The 16,323-nt window shown below is 59.1% G+C and carries 22 protein-coding genes; 14 read left to right on the top strand and 8 right to left on the bottom strand.

Annotated features, from left to right (window positions below):
* The 7 genes from TRL7639_RS12035 to TRL7639_RS12005 form a co-directional block, all read right to left on the bottom strand.
* Positions 1-480 carry a TspO/MBR family protein gene (locus tag TRL7639_RS12035; protein ID WP_085795887.1) on the bottom strand — a complete coding sequence of 160 codons (480 nt, stop codon included), beginning with the start codon at positions 478-480 and terminating at the stop codon, positions 1-3.
* A 21-nt stretch (positions 481-501) separates the two neighbouring features.
* Positions 502-1,041, bottom strand: coding sequence for an aggregation factor core (locus tag TRL7639_RS12030; RefSeq protein WP_085795886.1), 540 nt, complete (start codon positions 1,039-1,041; stop codon positions 502-504).
* 121 nt (positions 1,042-1,162) lie between these two features.
* Entirely contained in the window at positions 1,163-1,783 is a 621-nt protein-coding gene (rplI, locus tag TRL7639_RS12025; protein ID WP_085795885.1) for a 50S ribosomal protein L9, read from the bottom strand.
* Between the two features lie 12 nt (positions 1,784-1,795).
* Positions 1,796-2,023, bottom strand: a complete 228-nt coding sequence (gene rpsR / locus TRL7639_RS12020; protein ID WP_005852865.1) for a 30S ribosomal protein S18 — start codon at positions 2,021-2,023, stop codon at positions 1,796-1,798.
* A gap of 28 nt (positions 2,024-2,051) precedes the next feature.
* On the bottom strand, positions 2,052-2,405 hold the full coding sequence (gene rpsF / locus TRL7639_RS12015) for a 30S ribosomal protein S6 (protein WP_085795884.1): 354 nt from the start codon (positions 2,403-2,405) through the stop codon (positions 2,052-2,054).
* A gap of 208 nt (positions 2,406-2,613) precedes the next feature.
* A complete protein-coding gene (locus TRL7639_RS23350) occupies positions 2,614-2,841 on the bottom strand; it encodes a GDCCVxC domain-containing (seleno)protein (RefSeq protein ID WP_085796407.1) in 228 nt (75 codons plus the stop codon).
* A gap of 4 nt (positions 2,842-2,845) precedes the next feature.
* Positions 2,846-3,169 carry a hypothetical protein gene (locus TRL7639_RS12005; RefSeq protein ID WP_085795883.1) on the bottom strand — a complete coding sequence of 108 codons (324 nt, stop codon included), beginning with the start codon at positions 3,167-3,169 and terminating at the stop codon, positions 2,846-2,848.
* 89 nt (positions 3,170-3,258) lie between these two features.
* Here TRL7639_RS12005 and TRL7639_RS12000 point away from each other — a divergent pair, with 89 nt between their 5' ends.
* The 3 genes from TRL7639_RS12000 to TRL7639_RS11990 all read left to right on the top strand — a co-directional run bounded on the left by TRL7639_RS12000 (position 3,259) and on the right by TRL7639_RS11990 (position 5,122).
* Positions 3,259-3,648, top strand: coding sequence for a MerR family transcriptional regulator (locus TRL7639_RS12000; protein ID WP_085795882.1), 390 nt, complete (start codon positions 3,259-3,261; stop codon positions 3,646-3,648).
* Positions 3,649-3,953: 305 nt separating this feature from the next.
* Positions 3,954-4,400 carry a hypothetical protein gene (locus TRL7639_RS11995; protein ID WP_235820313.1) on the top strand — a complete coding sequence of 149 codons (447 nt, stop codon included), beginning with the start codon at positions 3,954-3,956 and terminating at the stop codon, positions 4,398-4,400.
* A 149-nt stretch (positions 4,401-4,549) separates the two neighbouring features.
* A complete protein-coding gene (locus tag TRL7639_RS11990; protein ID WP_085796406.1) occupies positions 4,550-5,122 on the top strand; it encodes a YceI family protein in 573 nt (190 codons plus the stop codon).
* 69 nt (positions 5,123-5,191) lie between these two features.
* Here the strand turns inward: TRL7639_RS11990 and TRL7639_RS11985 are convergent, their stop codons facing one another.
* The gene (locus TRL7639_RS11985) at positions 5,192-6,415 is read right to left on the bottom strand and encodes a cytochrome b/b6 domain-containing protein (RefSeq protein WP_085795880.1); all 1,224 of its coding nucleotides are present in this window, start codon (positions 6,413-6,415) and stop codon (positions 5,192-5,194) included.
* A gap of 184 nt (positions 6,416-6,599) precedes the next feature.
* Here TRL7639_RS11985 and fabD point away from each other — a divergent pair, with 184 nt between their 5' ends.
* The 11 genes from fabD (at position 6,600) to TRL7639_RS11930 (ending at position 16,321) form a co-directional block, all read left to right on the top strand.
* Positions 6,600-7,538, top strand: coding sequence for an ACP S-malonyltransferase (gene fabD, locus TRL7639_RS11980; protein WP_085795879.1), 939 nt, complete (start codon positions 6,600-6,602; stop codon positions 7,536-7,538).
* A 64-nt stretch (positions 7,539-7,602) separates the two neighbouring features.
* The gene (gene fabG, locus TRL7639_RS11975) at positions 7,603-8,340 is read left to right on the top strand and encodes a 3-oxoacyl-[acyl-carrier-protein] reductase (RefSeq protein ID WP_085795878.1); all 738 of its coding nucleotides are present in this window, start codon (positions 7,603-7,605) and stop codon (positions 8,338-8,340) included.
* A 212-nt stretch (positions 8,341-8,552) separates the two neighbouring features.
* Complete coding sequence (locus tag TRL7639_RS11970) at positions 8,553-8,786, top strand: acyl carrier protein (protein ID WP_028091986.1); 234 nt, start codon at positions 8,553-8,555, stop codon at positions 8,784-8,786.
* 140 nt (positions 8,787-8,926) lie between these two features.
* Positions 8,927-9,466: a GNAT family N-acetyltransferase gene (locus TRL7639_RS11965; protein WP_085795877.1), complete on the top strand. Its 540-nt coding sequence runs from the start codon at positions 8,927-8,929 to the stop codon at positions 9,464-9,466.
* Between the two features lie 126 nt (positions 9,467-9,592).
* Entirely contained in the window at positions 9,593-10,336 is a 744-nt protein-coding gene (locus TRL7639_RS11960; RefSeq protein WP_085795876.1) for a 1-(5-phosphoribosyl)-5-[(5-phosphoribosylamino)methylideneamino]imidazole-4-carboxamide isomerase, read from the top strand.
* A 162-nt stretch (positions 10,337-10,498) separates the two neighbouring features.
* On the top strand, positions 10,499-11,764 hold the full coding sequence (gene fabF, locus TRL7639_RS11955) for a beta-ketoacyl-ACP synthase II (RefSeq protein WP_085795875.1): 1,266 nt from the start codon (positions 10,499-10,501) through the stop codon (positions 11,762-11,764).
* Positions 11,764-12,918 (top strand): endolytic transglycosylase MltG, encoded by a 1,155-nt coding sequence (gene mltG / locus TRL7639_RS11950; protein ID WP_085795874.1) that lies wholly within the window; start codon positions 11,764-11,766, stop codon positions 12,916-12,918. Before fabF ends, mltG begins: the two co-directional genes overlap by 1 nt.
* Before the next feature lie 261 nt (positions 12,919-13,179).
* Positions 13,180-13,524 (top strand): hypothetical protein, encoded by a 345-nt coding sequence (locus tag TRL7639_RS11945; protein ID WP_085796405.1) that lies wholly within the window; start codon positions 13,180-13,182, stop codon positions 13,522-13,524.
* A complete protein-coding gene (locus TRL7639_RS11940; protein ID WP_085795873.1) occupies positions 13,433-14,803 on the top strand; it encodes a DNA-packaging protein in 1,371 nt (456 codons plus the stop codon). The genes TRL7639_RS11945 and TRL7639_RS11940 overlap by 92 nt, the downstream gene beginning before the upstream one ends.
* A gap of 119 nt (positions 14,804-14,922) precedes the next feature.
* Positions 14,923-16,107, top strand: coding sequence for a phage portal protein (locus tag TRL7639_RS11935; RefSeq protein WP_085795872.1), 1,185 nt, complete (start codon positions 14,923-14,925; stop codon positions 16,105-16,107).
* Positions 16,100-16,321, top strand: coding sequence for a GTA head formation protein, RCAP_rcc01685 family (locus TRL7639_RS11930; protein WP_085795871.1), 222 nt, complete (start codon positions 16,100-16,102; stop codon positions 16,319-16,321). Before TRL7639_RS11935 ends, TRL7639_RS11930 begins: the two co-directional genes overlap by 8 nt.
* Positions 16,322-16,323: the final 2 nt, after the last annotated feature.

The raw sequence follows: 16,323 nt of genomic DNA, 5'->3' as shown, positions 1-16,323 counted from the left end.
TCAATTCAGAAATACGATCGACAGGTTCAGGAGAGAGGCGAAGGCTACCCAAGCAAGATAGGGAAACATCGCCAAGGCGGACGGTCTGTCAGAGGACCAACTGACGCGAATGAAGAGGGTGATGACAGTCAGGAGCGCCACGATCACAGCGAGGGCGAGCCCGGGTTGCTGAAGGGCAAAGAAGACAGGCGACCATGCGAAGTTCAGCGCAAGCTGTGTCCACCAAAGCTTGGATTGGGTTGACCGCGCATCAGCCGCGTAAGAGCGCCAGCCTGCTAAGGCAATCAGAACGTAAAGAACGGTCCATGCCGGGCCAAATACCCAATTGGGCGGGGTGAACCACGGTTTGCTCAAGGCAGCGTACCATTCCCCTGGCGCTGTCATGATACCGATTGCGATGCCGCCGCCAATCACCAAGACAAGGAACGCCAAACGTGTGATCCAGCTTTGGCCGTTCGGTGGAAGGGCAGATACGCTCATATCAGGTCACACATGAAGCCTTTAGCAGGATCGCACAGGAAGGGTTGCAGAGGCCGCGGACGAAAAGACCGCAGTGTTGATCTGGTCGCCCTGCGCCAAGTGCACCGTTGCACCAGAAATCTCAGAGTCGGTGACCGTGATCTCGCGGGCCCCCAAAGTGTCATCAACGTCGATTGTGAACGCAATAGATTCACCAGGTTTCAATCGTACAACATCCAGGCTGAGTGCGTTTTGGCCGTCCAAAATGCTGGGAACCGCTGCAATTGCGGTTCGACCTTCGACCAATTCAAACGGTTGATACACTTCTACACCTGCGCCGGACTCGGTCACGTCAAAGATCAAGGCGCCCTGTGATGATGATAGATCCACACTTAGGGTCGCTGACTTGATGTCACATGACCCGGTGTTGTTGATCTGGAACCGGTCCTTTGGTGCGCCCTCAATGAAACGGATATTCAGATCGGCTTGGGCTGCGGTAGCGCAGAGCGCAGACGCAGCGCAACAGGCGGCGAAAGTTTTTAAAATTGAAGTGCCCACTAGGATCTCCGAGGTTTCAGACATTATTGATGAGTCTACGTCTCAAAGCAGCGGATGGATCAATGCGGGGTCAGAAGAACCGGCCCAAACAAAAAAAGCCGCGCAATTTCTTGCGCGGCTTTTTCTATACTCAAGCTGAAAGAGCTTAGGCGTTGGTGTCGTCTTCGGCCGGGGCTTCTTCGGCAGGGGCCAGTTCGTCGTCGTCCGAAGCGGCGGAACCGATATCGTCGAACAGTTCGGCGATTTCGAATTCTGCGGCTGCTTCTTCTTCAGCGGCCAGTTCCTGGATCGACTTGCCCGATGCCTGCAGTTCGGCTTCTTCTTCCGAACGGGCAACGTTCATGTTGATCGTAACTTCGACTTCGGGGTGCAGTTTCACGGCAACGGCGTGCAGACCCAGGTCCTTGATCGGAGCGATCAGGGCGATCTGCTTCTTGTCGACCGAGAAGCCTGCTTCGGTTGCGGCGTCCGCGGCGTCACGCGGAGTGACCGAACCGTAGAGGGCGCCAGCGTCCGAGGCCGAGCGAATCACGATGAACTGCTGGCCATCCAGCTTTTCAGCCAGTGCTTCGGCTTCTTTCTTGGTTTCCAGGTTGCGCGCTTCCAGCTGTGCTTTCTGGGCTTCAAAGGACGCGATGTTGGCGTCCGATGCGCTCAGGGCTTTGCCTTGGGGCAGCAGGAAGTTGCGGGCGTAGCCGGGCTTGACGTCTACGACGTCGCCCATCTGGCCCAGTTTCGCAACGCGTTCGAGAAGGATAACTTGCATGTCAGTCTCTCCTTACTTCACGGCGTAGGGCAGCAGGGCGAGGAAGCGGGCGCGCTTGATTGCACGGGCCAGTTCACGCTGCTTTTTTGCCGAAACGGCGGTGATACGGCTGGGGACGATCTTGCCGCGCTCAGAGATGTAGCGCTGCAGCAGACGGGTGTCCTTGTAGTCGATTGCCGGTGCATTGTCGCCCGAGAAGGGGCAGACCTTACGACGGCGGAAAAATGGTTTTGCGGCCATGGTTTAGTGTCCTTTTCTCAAGCTAAGATCAGCGGCGCTCGCGGCGACCTTCGCGCTCATCGCGCTTCTGCATCTGGACCGAGGGGCCCTCTTTGTGCTCGTCGACCTTGATGGTCAGAACGCGCATCACGTCGTCATGCAGGCGCATCAGGCGTTCCATTTCCTGAACGGCCGGAGCAGGTGCATCCGAACGCAGGAAGGAATAGTGGCCCTTGCGGTTCTTGTTGATCTTGTAGGCCATCGTTTTGACGCCCCAGTACTCGTGGTCGACAAGGCTACCGCCATTGTCGGACAGAACGGCACCAAAGTGTTCGATGAGACCTTCGGCTTGCGTGTTGGACAGGTCCTGACGCGCAATCATTACATGCTCATACAGCGGCATGTGAACTCCTGTTTCTATCAAGGCGCATTTCAAAGGCGGGGCCAGTTCCCTTTCACGACCCTGCCACGAGAGGCTGCGCGGTTATCCGTTTTGTGAAAGGATGGCCTCATATACACGGCTGGGCGCTGTGGGCAAGGGGGATTGTAGCGGTTCATATGCTGAACAAAGAACCGCTTCTGTGGCCACGGCGGCGTGGCGATCAAAGCCATCATTCTTTTCTTCCGCAACAGCTATCGCCCAGCTGGATTGGTGGGCACGCAACGGTGGCATACGAGCAGTAGACGCAGCAGTCGCCTTGCAAGGGTTTCAGTACCGTTTTGCATGACTTGCATTCATAGAACCATTGGCACGCATCTGTCGGCATGGTTTCCGTTTCACTGTGACCGCATTTTGGGCAGGTCAACGTACTTTCAAGCACCACTCTTTGATCTGTCATCATCTCACATCTGCATAATCAAGTAATCGTTGATCCGAGCCTCGTTAAAAAGAACGATCCAAGCAAATCCGGTGATCGCGGTTGTTCCGCAAAGCCACCATTTCAACTTTAGCAACGATCTGCGCCGATAGGATGCCAGCCATGAGGCCATCACCAGAACCGTCGATATTGTCAGCACATAAAGGCTCGCTGACGCAATCTTTCCAAAGATTGCCAGCCAACTGCCGCCCAGTCCAAAGACCATCATCGTCATTGGCAGCACACAGCAAGTCGCAACACCAAGCGCTGAAAGCGACGCAAGATAGCTGAGGTTAATATATTTCTGCATTGTGTTTCCCTGACCGAACGGAGTTGTCCCTGCAACGCCCCCTCGTATAACTTCTGTAGTAACTACAGGAGCAAGCCGGGAAAGTTCACATGATTGCGATTGGCGAGGCATCGCGCCGAAGCGGCGTCGGCATTGAAACGATCCGCTACTACGAACGCGAAGGCATTGTGCCGAAACCTGAAAGGGCATCGAATAATCGACGACTGTATTCTGAACATGATGTTGGACGGCTTCGGTTCTTAAAGAAGTGCCGCGACCTGGGGTTTCCGCTTGCCGACGCAAAAATACTCTTAAACCTGTCTGAGGGCGACAGAGAAGATTGCCGATCTGTCAAGGAAGTTGCCGAAATTCATATCACCAAGATCCGTGCAAAGATCGACGAACTGGGCCGCTTGGAAGCAGCGTTGAGCGAGCTTACGGCCAATTGTGACAGCGGAAATGTTTCCTGCCCATTGCTCTCCCAACTGCGCATTTCATAGATAGGCTTGGCCTCTGAACTGTGGTCGAATTTGGTTTGAACGCTGAGGGTCAATAAAATCCGCATCGAACCACTCGCCACCAATCCCTTGGAAGACATGCCTATGTAATACCCCCGCATTGCCCCATTTGGCCCTCTCTCTGCCCCAATCCCGTCATCTTGTTTACCCATGGTTAACCAAAGCAGGCGGGATTGGCCCGTCTCAGGAGCATAGTGCGACAGGACACGACAGAGATGACTGCGGTTCAACAGCAAGTACTTCAACAACCCCTCGCGATGCCGTCGTTTGAGGAAACCGTTCCCCTGATGATCACCTTTGCGCCCAACTGGCCCATTCGCACGGTGATTTTCCGTATTGCCGGAACAGCCCTTATCCTTGGGTCCGCGGGCATGTGGGTTCTACCTGGCACATCGGTCGATCCTGATCTGATCGTGATGAAGCTGGGGCTTTCATTCTTCCTTTTGCTGAGTGGCATGGTTCTGCTGATGATGCATCATGTGGACAATCAGCCCGACGCCTATTTCGACCCGATCCGCCGCGAGGTGCGCGTTCTGCAAAAGAACAACCGTGGCCGTCCGCAGACGGTCCTGCGCCGCAGCTATGAAAGCCTGGGCAGCGTGAAATTCCACGAGCGTCAGATGGACCTTTATGATGTGGATGGTTCGATCCTGATGAAGCTGCCGCTGGCCTCGCCCGAGGTGCGTCAAGCGCTGCGCAACCAACTGAGCGGAATGGTGAACATCGCCAGCTGATTTTCGCCTGTGATGACGGGTTGTTCATCTGGGAACAGACTCTGTTGGATAATTGAGACTTGTTTGCCGCCCACGGGCGGCACATTTCTTTTCAAGTGGTCGTGATGCGGCCGCTTGATTTTGCGTATTCAATGCATGGAGCCATTCCAATGAAAACCACCCTGCTTGCCGCCGCCCTTGCCACTGTTGCAACTGCGGGCCTTTCGGCCCCTGAGAAGTATGTACTGGACTCCAGCCACAGCCAGGTCCTGTTCGACTACAACCACCTTGGGTTTTCGACCACCTATGGCATGTTCTCGGGCTTTGAGGGCGAGATCATGTTTGATCAGGAAGACCCGGCAAATTCGTCGGTCAACGTGTCGATGCCTGTCATGTCGATGTTCACCGGTTGGGAACAGCGTGAAGGCCATTTCATGTCCGATGACTTTTTCGGTGCCAAAGAGGGCGATCTGGTGACCTTTACCTCGACCGGGATCGATGTGACCGGCGAAGGCACAGCGAATATCACCGGTGATCTGACCCTGAACGGCGTGACCAAGTCCGTTGTGCTGGACGCCAAGCTGAACCAGGTGGGCGAGCACCCGATGGCGGGCAAGCCCTGGGCAGGTTTCGACGCAACCACCACGCTGGTGCGGTCCGAGTTCAACCTGGGCAAGTTCGCGCCGTTTGTCGGCGACGAAGTGAACGTGAAGATCTCGATCGAAGCGATGAAGGCGGAATAAGCGCCTTTCGTCAGAAAAAAGAAAGGGCCGCCAGAGAGGATCTGGCGGCCCTTTTTTTGTGGTGCTTGGTTACTGACCGCGGGTGGCGGTCAGGGTGATGTCCACGTCTACACCAAAGCCAAGCGAGCCTTCGTCGGGCATATGGGCACCTACTGCAAAGTCCAGGCGATTGAGCTGCAGTTTACCGGTCATGGAGGCTGTGTCGCCTTGCAGGTCCAGCGTAAAGGGCAGGGTTATCGGCACCGATTGATCGCGGATGGTGAGTGGACCGGTGGCATCGTACCCTGTGTCCGTCTTTGTGATCTCGCCTTTGAACGTTGCGGTCGGGAAAGTTTCGGCGTTGAAAAAGTCCGCCCCCATGGCTTGATCCGTAACCGACCCTAGTGTCAGTGAGCCGATAGCAATGGTGACATCGACCGAACCGGCCGGTCCCGGTGTGCTGGGTTCGTCAAAGGTGATGCCGGCGGTCCAGTCAGCAAAGGCACCCGACACGGGGTTGCCGAATTGTTGCACGGTGATGGCCAGCGTGCCCTCGGTCACTTGCCAGTCGGATTGCACAGCTTCGAGCTCGGCCACTTCTGATTGGTCCGTGGCGTGGGAAAACACGCCGATCATGGCGCCACCGGTCAAGGCACCTCCCCAAAGGATCAGGGCGCACAGAAGCGGCAGGAGCGAGTGTTTCTGCGCGGGGGGCTGCGGCATCTCGGCAGATCCGGGCAGCATCCGGCGCAGGGTCATGTCGCGGTCGATGACGTGGTGTTTCACTGCACCTGCAATGTGCAGAACCAGGGCCGCAATCAGAACCCACTGAAGCACATAGTGCAAACCGGCGAACAACTCGGCCACGGCGGCGTCTTTGGGGACAAACGGCAGGTCTTGGCCAAAGGGCCACCAGATTGGCGCAAAGCCGGTGGTGGCTGCGTGGTGGATCCAGCCGGTGAGCGGAACAAAGACCAGCGAGCCATAGAGCAGCCAGTGCACGGTCTCGGCTGCCAAGGCCTCGAGCTTGTGGTCGGCGTTCAGAAGGCCGGGTTTTGGCTGGGTCAAAGCCCACAGGATGCGCAGAAGAGCGACGAAGAAGACAGTGACGCCGACGGTCTTGTGCAACGAGAAAAGGAGCGCTGCACGCGCCACATCCGCGTCGGTGCTGGCAATTGCAGGGTCAATGACTGCCTCGGCCAGGTTGTCGGCAATCAAACCAAGGGGCAGGGCCGTCAGGATCAGCAGCGCGGTGAGCCAGTGAAAGGTCTTGGCCACGCCTCCGTAGTTTTGAAAAGAATTGGAGAGGGACATGAGGGAGTGCTCCTGTGTTTTCTTGCGGCAACCCTACCTGTGATGACGCAGCGTACAATATGCGATGCTGCACAGAAGTCGTGCCTTGGCGCAGGCTTTGCATGTTCTTGTGCATTTGCTTGTGTGGCGGGGCCGGGCAGTCTAAACCGTGCGTCAACTTTGGACAGTTCAGGACGAGATCGCAATGACCACAGCTTTCGTTTTCCCCGGTCAGGGGGCGCAAACCATTGGTATGGGCAAGGCCCTGGCCGATGCTTATCCCGCCGCGCAGGCCATCTTTGACGAGGTGGACGCGGCGCTGGGCGAGAAGCTGAGTGCGCTGATCTGGGAAGGCGACATTGCCGAGTTGACGCTGACGCAGAATGCGCAGCCCGCACTGATGGCCACATCCATGGCGGCGATGCGCGCGCTGGAGGCCGAGGGCGTCACGATCGGAGCCGCGTCCTTTGTGGCCGGTCACTCGCTGGGTGAATATTCGGCGCTGGCGGCGGCGGGCGCGATTTCCGTGGCGGACACCGCGCGCCTGTTGCGCACCCGTGGCCTTGCGATGCAAAGCGCTGTTCCGGTGGGTGAGGGCGCAATGGCCGCCATTCTGGGGTTGGACCTGGAGGCGGTGCGTGCCGTTGCCGAAGAGGCGGCGCAAGGCGAAGTTTGCCAGGCGGCAAATGACAATGACCCCACACAGGTTGTGGTTTCTGGCGCTAAGGCGGCTGTTGAGCGCGCGGCCGAGATCGCCAAGGAAAAGGGCGCCAAGCGCGCTGTGATGTTGCCGGTGAGTGCGCCGTTTCATTGTGCTCTGATGCAGCCGGCTGCTGACGCGATGGCCGAAGCTTTGGCTGGTATCACCATCAACGCGCCTGCGGTGCCGGTGATCGCCAACGTGCGGGCCGAGGCGGTAAGCGATCCGGACATCATCCGTCAGTTGCTGGTCGAGCAGGTCACAGGCTCGGTCCGCTGGCGTGAAAGCGTTCAGTATATGGCCGCCCAAGGCGTGACCGAGGCGTGGGAGATTGGCGCGGGTAAGGCCCTGTCCGGCATGATCCGCAAAATTGACCGTTCCATCGCCTCAAAAGCGGTTGGGACACCTGAAGATGTGCAAAAAGTCGCTCAAGGCGACGCGTAAGTCTTTGCAAAACTCACACCTCTGCGGTCATGGTTAATCGCGGGGGTGCAGGAAGGATATGAATATGTTTGATTTGACCGGAAAGACCGCCCTGATCACCGGGGCGTCTGGTGGCATTGGCGGCGAAATTGCGCGCGTCCTGCATGGCGCCGGCGCAACCGTAGGCCTGTCGGGCACGCGGGTTGAGCCGCTGCAGGCGCTGGCCGATGAGCTGGGCGAACGCGCGCATGTGCTGCCATGTAACCTAAGCGATCCTGAGGCCGTCACGGCGCTGCCGAAACAGGCGGTCGAGGCCATGGGCTCGGTCGATATTCTGGTGAACAATGCGGGCATCACCCGTGACAATCTGTTCATGCGGATGTCGGACGATGAATGGCAAAGCGTCATCGACGTGAACCTGAGCGCCACGATGCGCCTGTGTCGTGGCGTCATGCGTCCGATGATGAAGGCACGTTGGGGCCGGATCGTGAACGTTTCGTCCGTTGTGGGGTCCATCGGTAACCCTGGGCAGGTGAACTATGCCGCGTCCAAGGCGGGTATGGTCGGCATGGCGAAATCCATCGCGCATGAAGTCGCCAGCCGGGGAATCACAGTTAACACCGTGGCACCTGGTTTCATTACCACCGCCATGACCGACAAGCTGACCGACGATCAAAAAGCGGGTCTTTTGACCAAGGTTCCGGCCGGTCGCATGGGTGAGGCAAGTGAAATCGCTGCTGCTGTTTTGTACCTTGCAAGCCCTGAGGCGGCTTATGTCACAGGCTCGACCTTGCATGTGAACGGCGGTATGGCCATGTTGTAAGCGCAACGCAGGGGCAGACGGCGAAATCGTTTGCCTCTGCGTCCGTCTATGCTATAGGCGGCGCATCTTTGATGGGGACGGGCGATGGGGCTGGTTCCCGCAGTTGCCCGGGAACCCGGGACCTTAACCGCCCGGATCGGGCAAAACCAAGCCACCCCGAGCGGGCAAGGGCAGAACCGGGCACATGTGCCCTGAATGAATGAGGAATTGACATGAGCGACGTCGCAGATCGCGTGAAGAAGATCGTTGTAGAGCACCTGGGTGTTGAAGAAGACAAAGTGACCGAGAACGCCTCGTTCATCGACGATCTGGGCGCAGACAGCCTGGACACCGTCGAACTGGTCATGGCGTTTGAAGAAGAGTTCGGCATCGAGATCCCCGATGACGCAGCCGAGACCATCCAGACCTTTGGCGACGCAGTCAAATTCATCACCGAAGCTTCCTAAGCTTTGTTGTGAGCAAAAAAGCGGCGCTTCCCCGGCGGGGAGGCGCCGTTTTTCATTGGGGTGGCTGAATTCAGCTTGCCCTGAGTGTGGGACGGTTGCACGGTGGGCCCGAGGCAGCATCAAACAAGACCACACGCGCAATGAATCGCAACATTCCCATGATCAACACCGCCAGGGTGACCCTGAGCGGTATGAGGCCCGAAGATTTCGAACGGTTTGTCGAAATCTGGACGGATCCTGATGTCGTTCGTTTTATTGGTGGCGAGGCCAAGACCCGGGGCGAGGCCTGGGATGCCTTCCTGCGCAACGCAGGCCATTGGCAGATGACGGGGTTCGGGCAATGGGCCGTCGTCCTGCAAAGCTCGCGTCGGATGGTTGGTCAGGCCGGGTTTTTCTACAAGGATCGGGCGTTGGGAGAGGATTTTGATCTCTATCCTGAAGCCGGTTGGGTCATGATGCCCGAGGCGCAGGGGCAGGGGCTGGCCTATGAGGCGGTGCAGGCGGCGCATGACTGGTTCGACCGGGTGATCCCCGGTGTTCTGGTCGCGATGGTGGACACCCGCAACCAACCGTCTGTGAAGCTGGCGCGCAAACTGGGGTATACCTCGTTGCGCACGGCCGAGTTTCTGGGCACCGAGGTTGAACTGTTTCGGCGAAACGGGCCCCCGTCGCGGTCTTGAAACACCTCGGGTTTCGGACGCCGCAAACAGAGCGGACGATGCCGAAACTGGGTCATAGTCCGCAGATTCCCCGCTGTATGGTACACTCGATTAGAGTGTGACCACATTGAGCGGAGGAATAGGCTCATGATGATTTACCCAACGATGGAGCTTCAGCAGGGGAAATGCGTGACCCTGGACAAGGGGCGTTTGGATTCGGCGATGCTGTGGCATGTCGATCCAGTGGAAACCGCGCGGGCCTGGGCTGCGGCGGGGGCCGAGTGGATGCACTTGACCGATTTCGATGCCATTGATGGCAGCGACGCCAATTCCGAGCTGGTCGAAGAGATCATTCGTTCAGCCGGTATTCCGGTGCAGTTGGGCGGTGGTATGCGCACGCGCGATTCCATCGAGCATTGGATCGACAAGGGCGCCGGGCGCATTGTTGTTGGCACGTTGGCAGCCCGCGACCCCGAGCTGGTCAAGGAACTGGCCAAGCACCATCCTGACCAGATCGTGCTGGCGGTGGATGTCTGGCAGGGGCAGGTGATGACAGAGGGCTGGCGCAGTTCGAGTGCGTTTACGCCCGAAGGTTTTGTCGAAGCCTTTGGCAACACGCCTTTCGCGGGCATCGTGGTAACCGACATCGACAGCGATATGGAAGACGTTGAGGCGCAGCTGGGTCTGATTGCCGGTCTGGCAGAAAAATCGCGGACCCCGGTGATTGCCAGCGGCGTCGTGCGCAGCGTCGATGATATCGCGCGGCTGACCTATCTGCCGAACATCTCGGGTGCGTTGGTCGGGCGGGCGCTGTTCCGCAAAACCGTAGACCTGGCCGAGGCCCTGTCGGTGTCGCAACCGGGGCCGGAACCGGTGGCCGAGTTCCAATAGTGCGGTAAAAAATGCATCGCTCCCCTTGAGGGTGCGAAATTTAGCCCAATATGGGCGGTTGGGCCGAATTGCGCTTGCGTCAATTCGGCCCTTGCTCTTGCCCCCATCCCCTTGGGCGGGGTATGAGCGGTTTTCAAAGGCAAGCAGGCAAGAGGGCAGTTCATGCGCAGAGTCGTTGTAACCGGTTTGGGGTTGGTCACACCGTTGGCCAGCGGAGTCGAGGAAACCTGGTCGCGATTGCTGGATGGGCAATCAGGTGCGGGTCCGATCACGTTGTTCGATGCAGAGGCATCGGGCGTGACCACAACCTATGCCTGCGAAGTGCCGCGTGGCGATGGCACCGATGGGACATTCAACCCCAATGATTGGATGCCACCGAAAGAGCAGCGCAAGATCGAGGACTTTATCCTGTATTCCATCGCGGCTGCGGATATGGCCGTGCAGGATGCAGGCTGGACGCCCGAGGACGAAGAAGACAAGTTGCGCACCGGTGTTCTGATCGGCTCGGGCATTGGTGGCTTGGGCTCGATCGCAAATACAGCGAACCTTATCCGCGACAAGGGCCCGCGTCGGGTGTCGCCGTTCTTTATTCCGGGCGCGCTGATCAACCTGGCCTCGGGTCAGGTGTCGATCCGTCATGGGTTCAAAGGCCCCAACCATTCGGTCGTGACGGCCTGTTCCACGGGCGCGCATGCCATCGGGGACGCAAGCCGGATCATTCGCGCAGGTGATGCGGATGTGATGATAGCAGGTGGTGGCGAGGGCTGCATCTGTGAGATCGGGATCGCAGGGTTTAACGCCTGCAAGGCGCTGTCGACCAAATATGCAGACAACCCGCAGGCCGCGAGCCGCCCCTATGACAGTGACCGCGACGGGTTCGTCATGGGTGAGGGCGCAGGTATCGTGGTTCTGGAAGATTACGAACATGCCAAGGCGCGTGGCGCCAAGATATATGCCGAAGTGCTGGGCTATGGCATGTCGGGCGATGCCTATCACATCACCGCGCCGTCCGAGGATGGCGACGGGGCCGAACGCTCGATGCGGGCTGCATTGCGCAGCGCGGGGCTGGAGCCAAAGGATGTGGACTACATCAACGCACACGGTACCTCGACCATGGCAGACACCATCGAGCTGGGCGCGGTAGAGCGGCTGTTGGGCGATCACGCGGCAAATGCCACCATGACGTCGACCAAATCCGCCACGGGGCACCTTCTGGGTGCAGCTGGTGCGATTGAGGCGATTTTCTCGATCCTGGCGATCCGGGATCAGGTGGCACCGCCCACGATCAATCTGGACAATCCGGCCGTTGAAACACCGCTGGATCTGGCGCCGAATGCCAAGCGTGAGCGCAAGATCGATGTGGCCCTGTCGAACTCGTTCGGGTTTGGCGGCACCAACGCAAGCGTGATCTTCGGGAAGCCCGAGTAATGTGGCGGTCTCTTGCCTCGAACATGTTTACCGTTCTTGTGGTTGGCATGTTTCTGGCCGCGGGTGTGATCCTGTGGGGACAGTCGCAGTATACGGCTGAAGGGCCGTTGGATCAGGCGATCTGTTTGCGGGTCAAGACCGGCTCGAACATGGGGCAGGTCAGCAAAGAGCTGGAAAAAACGGGTGCAGTGTCCAATGGGACGATCTTTCGGTTGGGCGCTGACTACAGCGACAAGGCCAATCAGCTGAAAGCGGGTAGTTTTCTGATCAACGAGCGTTCCAGCATGGAGCAGATCGTGGAGCAGATTACCAAAGGCGGCGCAAGCACCTGCGGCACCGAGATTGTCTATCGCATCGGGGTGACGCGCTTGCAGACCCAGATCCGTGAGCTGGATCCGGGGACCGAGCGATTTGTCGAGCTGGCCGCATTTGATCCGTCAGCCGAAGATGTTCCCGCTGTTTACGGCGAGAAACGTGCCGAGCGGGACACGCGGTACCGTATTGCGGTGGCCGAAGGTGTGACCAGCTGGCAGATCGTTGAAGGCCTGAAAGCGTTGGACTTGCTGGAAGGCAACGTGACGGAGGTTCCCGACGAAGGGATGTTGGCGCCCGACAGCTATGAAGTGTCGCCCGGTACTCAGCGGGGCGCGGTTCTGGCGCAGATGCAGGAAAAGCAGGAGCTGCGTATCAACGCGGTATGGGAGAGCCGTCAGGACGGGTTGCCGCTTGCGAACCCCGAAGAAATGCTGATCCTGGCCTCGATCATCGAAAAGGAAACCGGTCTCGCCGGGGAACGTGGGCAGGTGGCCAGCGTGTTCACCAACCGCCTGAACCAGGGCATGAAGCTGCAAACGGACCCGACGGTGATCTATGGCATCACCAAAGGGCAAGGCGTGTTGGGGCGTGGTTTGCGTCGTAGTGAGCTTCGCCGCATAACGCCTTGGAATACCTATCTGATTGATGGGCTGCCTCCGACTCCGATTGCCAATCCCGGGCTTGCGAGCCTGGAGGCTGCCGTGGCGCCGGATGAGACGGATTACATCTTCTTTGTGGCGGACGGTACCGGTGGGCACGCCTTTGCTGAAACGTTGCAAGAGCACAATCGGAACGTGGCCAAATGGCGCGAGATTGAGGCGGAACGCAACAACAACTAACGGGATCCGATTTCTTTCAAAGAAATCGGGTCGGAAACTTTGAAAGTTTCCGGTGCCGAGACGTAGATGTTAGGATTCTGGTAAGGATACCGGGCGCTTAGGTGTTGCACCTGTTGCGTGAAACCTTGACAGAGCGGCCTGTCTCAGCTATAGGTTGTGTCATGCTAGAAGAAGTGGGCAAACGGCCCCGGAGATGATCCGGAGGCCGTTTTTTCGTTTCTCTCGTGCGGAGATCACTCACGCATGAGGTCCAAAGCACACATGACTTTGATTACCCCGGAGGAGCGGATTTCGCAGACGGCTGAACTTTTGCAGTCCCTGGAGAGATCCATTCGCGATTTGCGGCAAGCGGCGGAAGACCTGCGCAAGCAGATCGAGACCGGGGAGGATGCAGATCTTGCTGGTACCAGCAAGCAGTTGGGATCGGTCGAGGGGCTGATACGCAACTGTCAAAAAGTGGAGACGAGTTTTGTCGAACAACACAACAGACAGGCCGGAATTGCCCAAGGAGGCTATGCGCTCGACCTTGACCGAGCTCGGTTTGAGATCGGGTGCAGGTTGGCTCGCCTCCGCACCTGCTGCGACACGCGAGACATTTCTGAGTGAGATCGGGGAGGGAGGGCTTTGCGCCCTCCCTTTCCTTTTTGAGTTCTGGGCGTTGCCGCATCAGCTGCCACCCGAGGGGGACTGGCGATCCTGGGTGATCATGGGCGGGCGAGGTGCCGGCAAGACGCGTGCGGGGGCCGAGTGGGTGCGTTCGATCGTGGAGGGGAGCAAGCCGCTGGATGCGGGCCAGTGCAGGCGCGTGGCGCTGATTGGCGAGACGTTTGATCAAGTGCGCGATGTGATGATTTTTGGCGACAGTGGCATTTTGCAGTGTTCGCCACCGGATCGTCGCCCGACGTGGAAGGCGAGTGAGCGCAAGTTGATCTGGCCCAATGGGGCCGAGGCGCAGGCGTTTTCGGCGCATGACCCTGAAGGGCTGCGTGGGCCGCAGTTTGATGGGGCCTGGGTTGATGAGTTGGCAAAGTGGAAAAAGGCGGGCGAGACCTGGGACATGTTGCAGTTTGCGCTGCGATTGGGGGATCGACCGCAGGTGTGCGTGACAACGACGCCGCGCAATGTTGGCGTTTTGAAACAGCTGCTGGAGTCGCCGTCCACCGTGACGACCCACGCACCGACCGAGGCGAACCGGGCCAATCTGGCGGCGTCGTTTCTGGAGGAGGTGCGCGCGCGTTATGCGGGGACCCGACTGGGGCGGCAGGAGCTGGATGGGGTTCTTTTGCAGGATGCTGAGGGGGCTTTGTGGTCGTCTGAACAGTTGGAACGGGCGCGCAAGGCAGAGGCTCCGGCGTTGGATCGGGTTGTGGTGGCGATTGACCCGTCTGTGACGTCGGGCGCACAGGCGGATGAATGCGGGATCGTGGTGGCGGGCGTGCAGATGAAGGGACCGCCGCAGGATTGGCGGGGCTATGTGCTGGCGGACCGAACGGTGCGCGGCAAGGGGCCGTCTGGCTGGGCGGCAGCGGCGATTGCAGCGATGGATGAGTTCGGGGCCGAGCGGTTGGTGGCCGAGGTGAACCAGGGCGGGCAGCTGGTTGAAGAGGTTGTACGCCAGATCGACCCGTTGGTGCCCTTCAAGGCCGTGCATGCTTCGCGGGGCAAGGTGGCACGGGCAGAGCCTGTGGCGGCTTTGTATGAGCAGGGCAAGGTGCGGCATGTGGGAAATCTGTCCGAATTGGAGGAACAGATGTGCCAGATGACAGCGCATGGTTTCGAGGGGCAGGGATCGCCGGACCGCGTGGATGCGCTGGTGTGGGCGATGCATGAGCTGATGATTGCGCCTGCGGCGCAGTTTCGACGGCCACGTGTTCGGGCGTTGTAACTGTTGCCTGAGCAGCGTGCGCACTGTTTCCAAGCCTTCAACAATCTTCAGCGATAACTCTCGTCAACAAGGCCGAGCGGCGTGTCCGGCGCAGCGGTGAGCAGATAGGAGCATCAGATATGGTTTTCGATTTCTTGCGTCGCAATGCTGGTGGAGGCTCGGGCAAGGCAGCGCCCGAGAGCAAAGCAAGCGCGGCAGGTCCCATTGTGGCCTGGCAGACGAGTGGTCGTGTGGCTTGGAGCCCGCGCGATACCGCCTCGCTGACGCGGACGGGGTTTGCGGGCAACCCGGTGGGGTTTCGCTCGGTCAAGCTGATTGCAGAAGCGGCGGCGGCGCTGCCGCTGGTGTTGCAGGATCGTGAACAGCGCTTTGACGTGCACCCGCTGCTGTCGCTAATTAAGCGGCCTAATGGCGCGCAGGGGCGGGCCGAATTGATGGAAGCGCTGTTTGGGCAGCTCTTGCTGTCGGGCAACGCCTATGTCGAGGGGGTCCAGGGCGAGGACGGCTTGCCGCTGGAGCTGCATGTTCTGCGCTCGGATCGGATGTCGGTGGTGCCGGGGGCCGATGGTTGGCCGGTGGCGTTTGACTACACCGTGGGGGCCAAGAAGCATCGGTTTGACGCGCAGGCGATTTGCCACATCAAGTCGTTCCATCCGCAAGATGATCACTATGGCTTTGCGCCGATGCAAGCAGCGGCGATGGCAGTGGATGTGCACAACAGTGCCTCGCGCTGGTCCAAGTCGCTGCTGGACAATGCGGCACGGCCCTCGGGTGCGTTGGTTTGGAAGGGCGGCGATGGTCATGGCGTTATGGCCGAGGATCAGTTCCGCCGCTTGAGCGATGAGATTGAGGCAAATTATCAGGGCGCGCGCAATGCTGGCCGTCCGATGGTGCTGGAGGGTGGTCTGGATTGGAAGCCGATGGGCTTTTCGCCGTCCGACATGGAGTTTCAGAAGACCAAAGAAGCCGCCGCCCGCGAGATCGCGCTCGCCTTTGGGGTGCCGCCCATGTTGCTGGGTATCCAGGGTGACGCGACCTATTCGAACTATCAGGAGGCCAACCGGGCGTTCTATCGCCTGACGGTTCTGCCCCTGGTGACGCGGGTGGCGGCGGCGTTGGCGGAGTGGTTGTCGGGCTATAGCGGCGAGGATCTGACGTTGAAACCGGATCTGGATCAGGTGCCTGCGCTGGCCTCCGAACGGGACGCGCAGTGGGCGCGGGTGACCGGTGCGGATTTCCTGACGGATGCCGAAAAGCGGGCTCTGTTGGGGTTGCCAGCGGTGACCGGTGACACGGATGGCTGATGGGCATCCTCCGTTTGAGTGCGCACCGGGGCTGAAACTGGCGGCACACGAGCGGGTGATGAGCATTCAGTTGGAGCACATCAACCGCCGTTTGGATCAGTTGGAAGAGATGATGGAGCGGTTGGAAAAGCGGCTTTGGCTGACGGTTTACGGCGTCGTTGCGGTGATCCTGGCGCAGGCTTTTCAATCGGTTCTTACCGCCGCTGCAAATTGAAA

The sequence above is a fragment of the Falsiruegeria litorea R37 genome, assembly GCF_900172225.1.
Classification (GTDB): Bacteria; Pseudomonadota; Alphaproteobacteria; order Rhodobacterales; family Rhodobacteraceae; genus Falsiruegeria; species Falsiruegeria litorea.
Note: the sequence above shows the minus strand (reverse complement) of the source record. Positions and strands in the feature narration are given on the sequence as shown.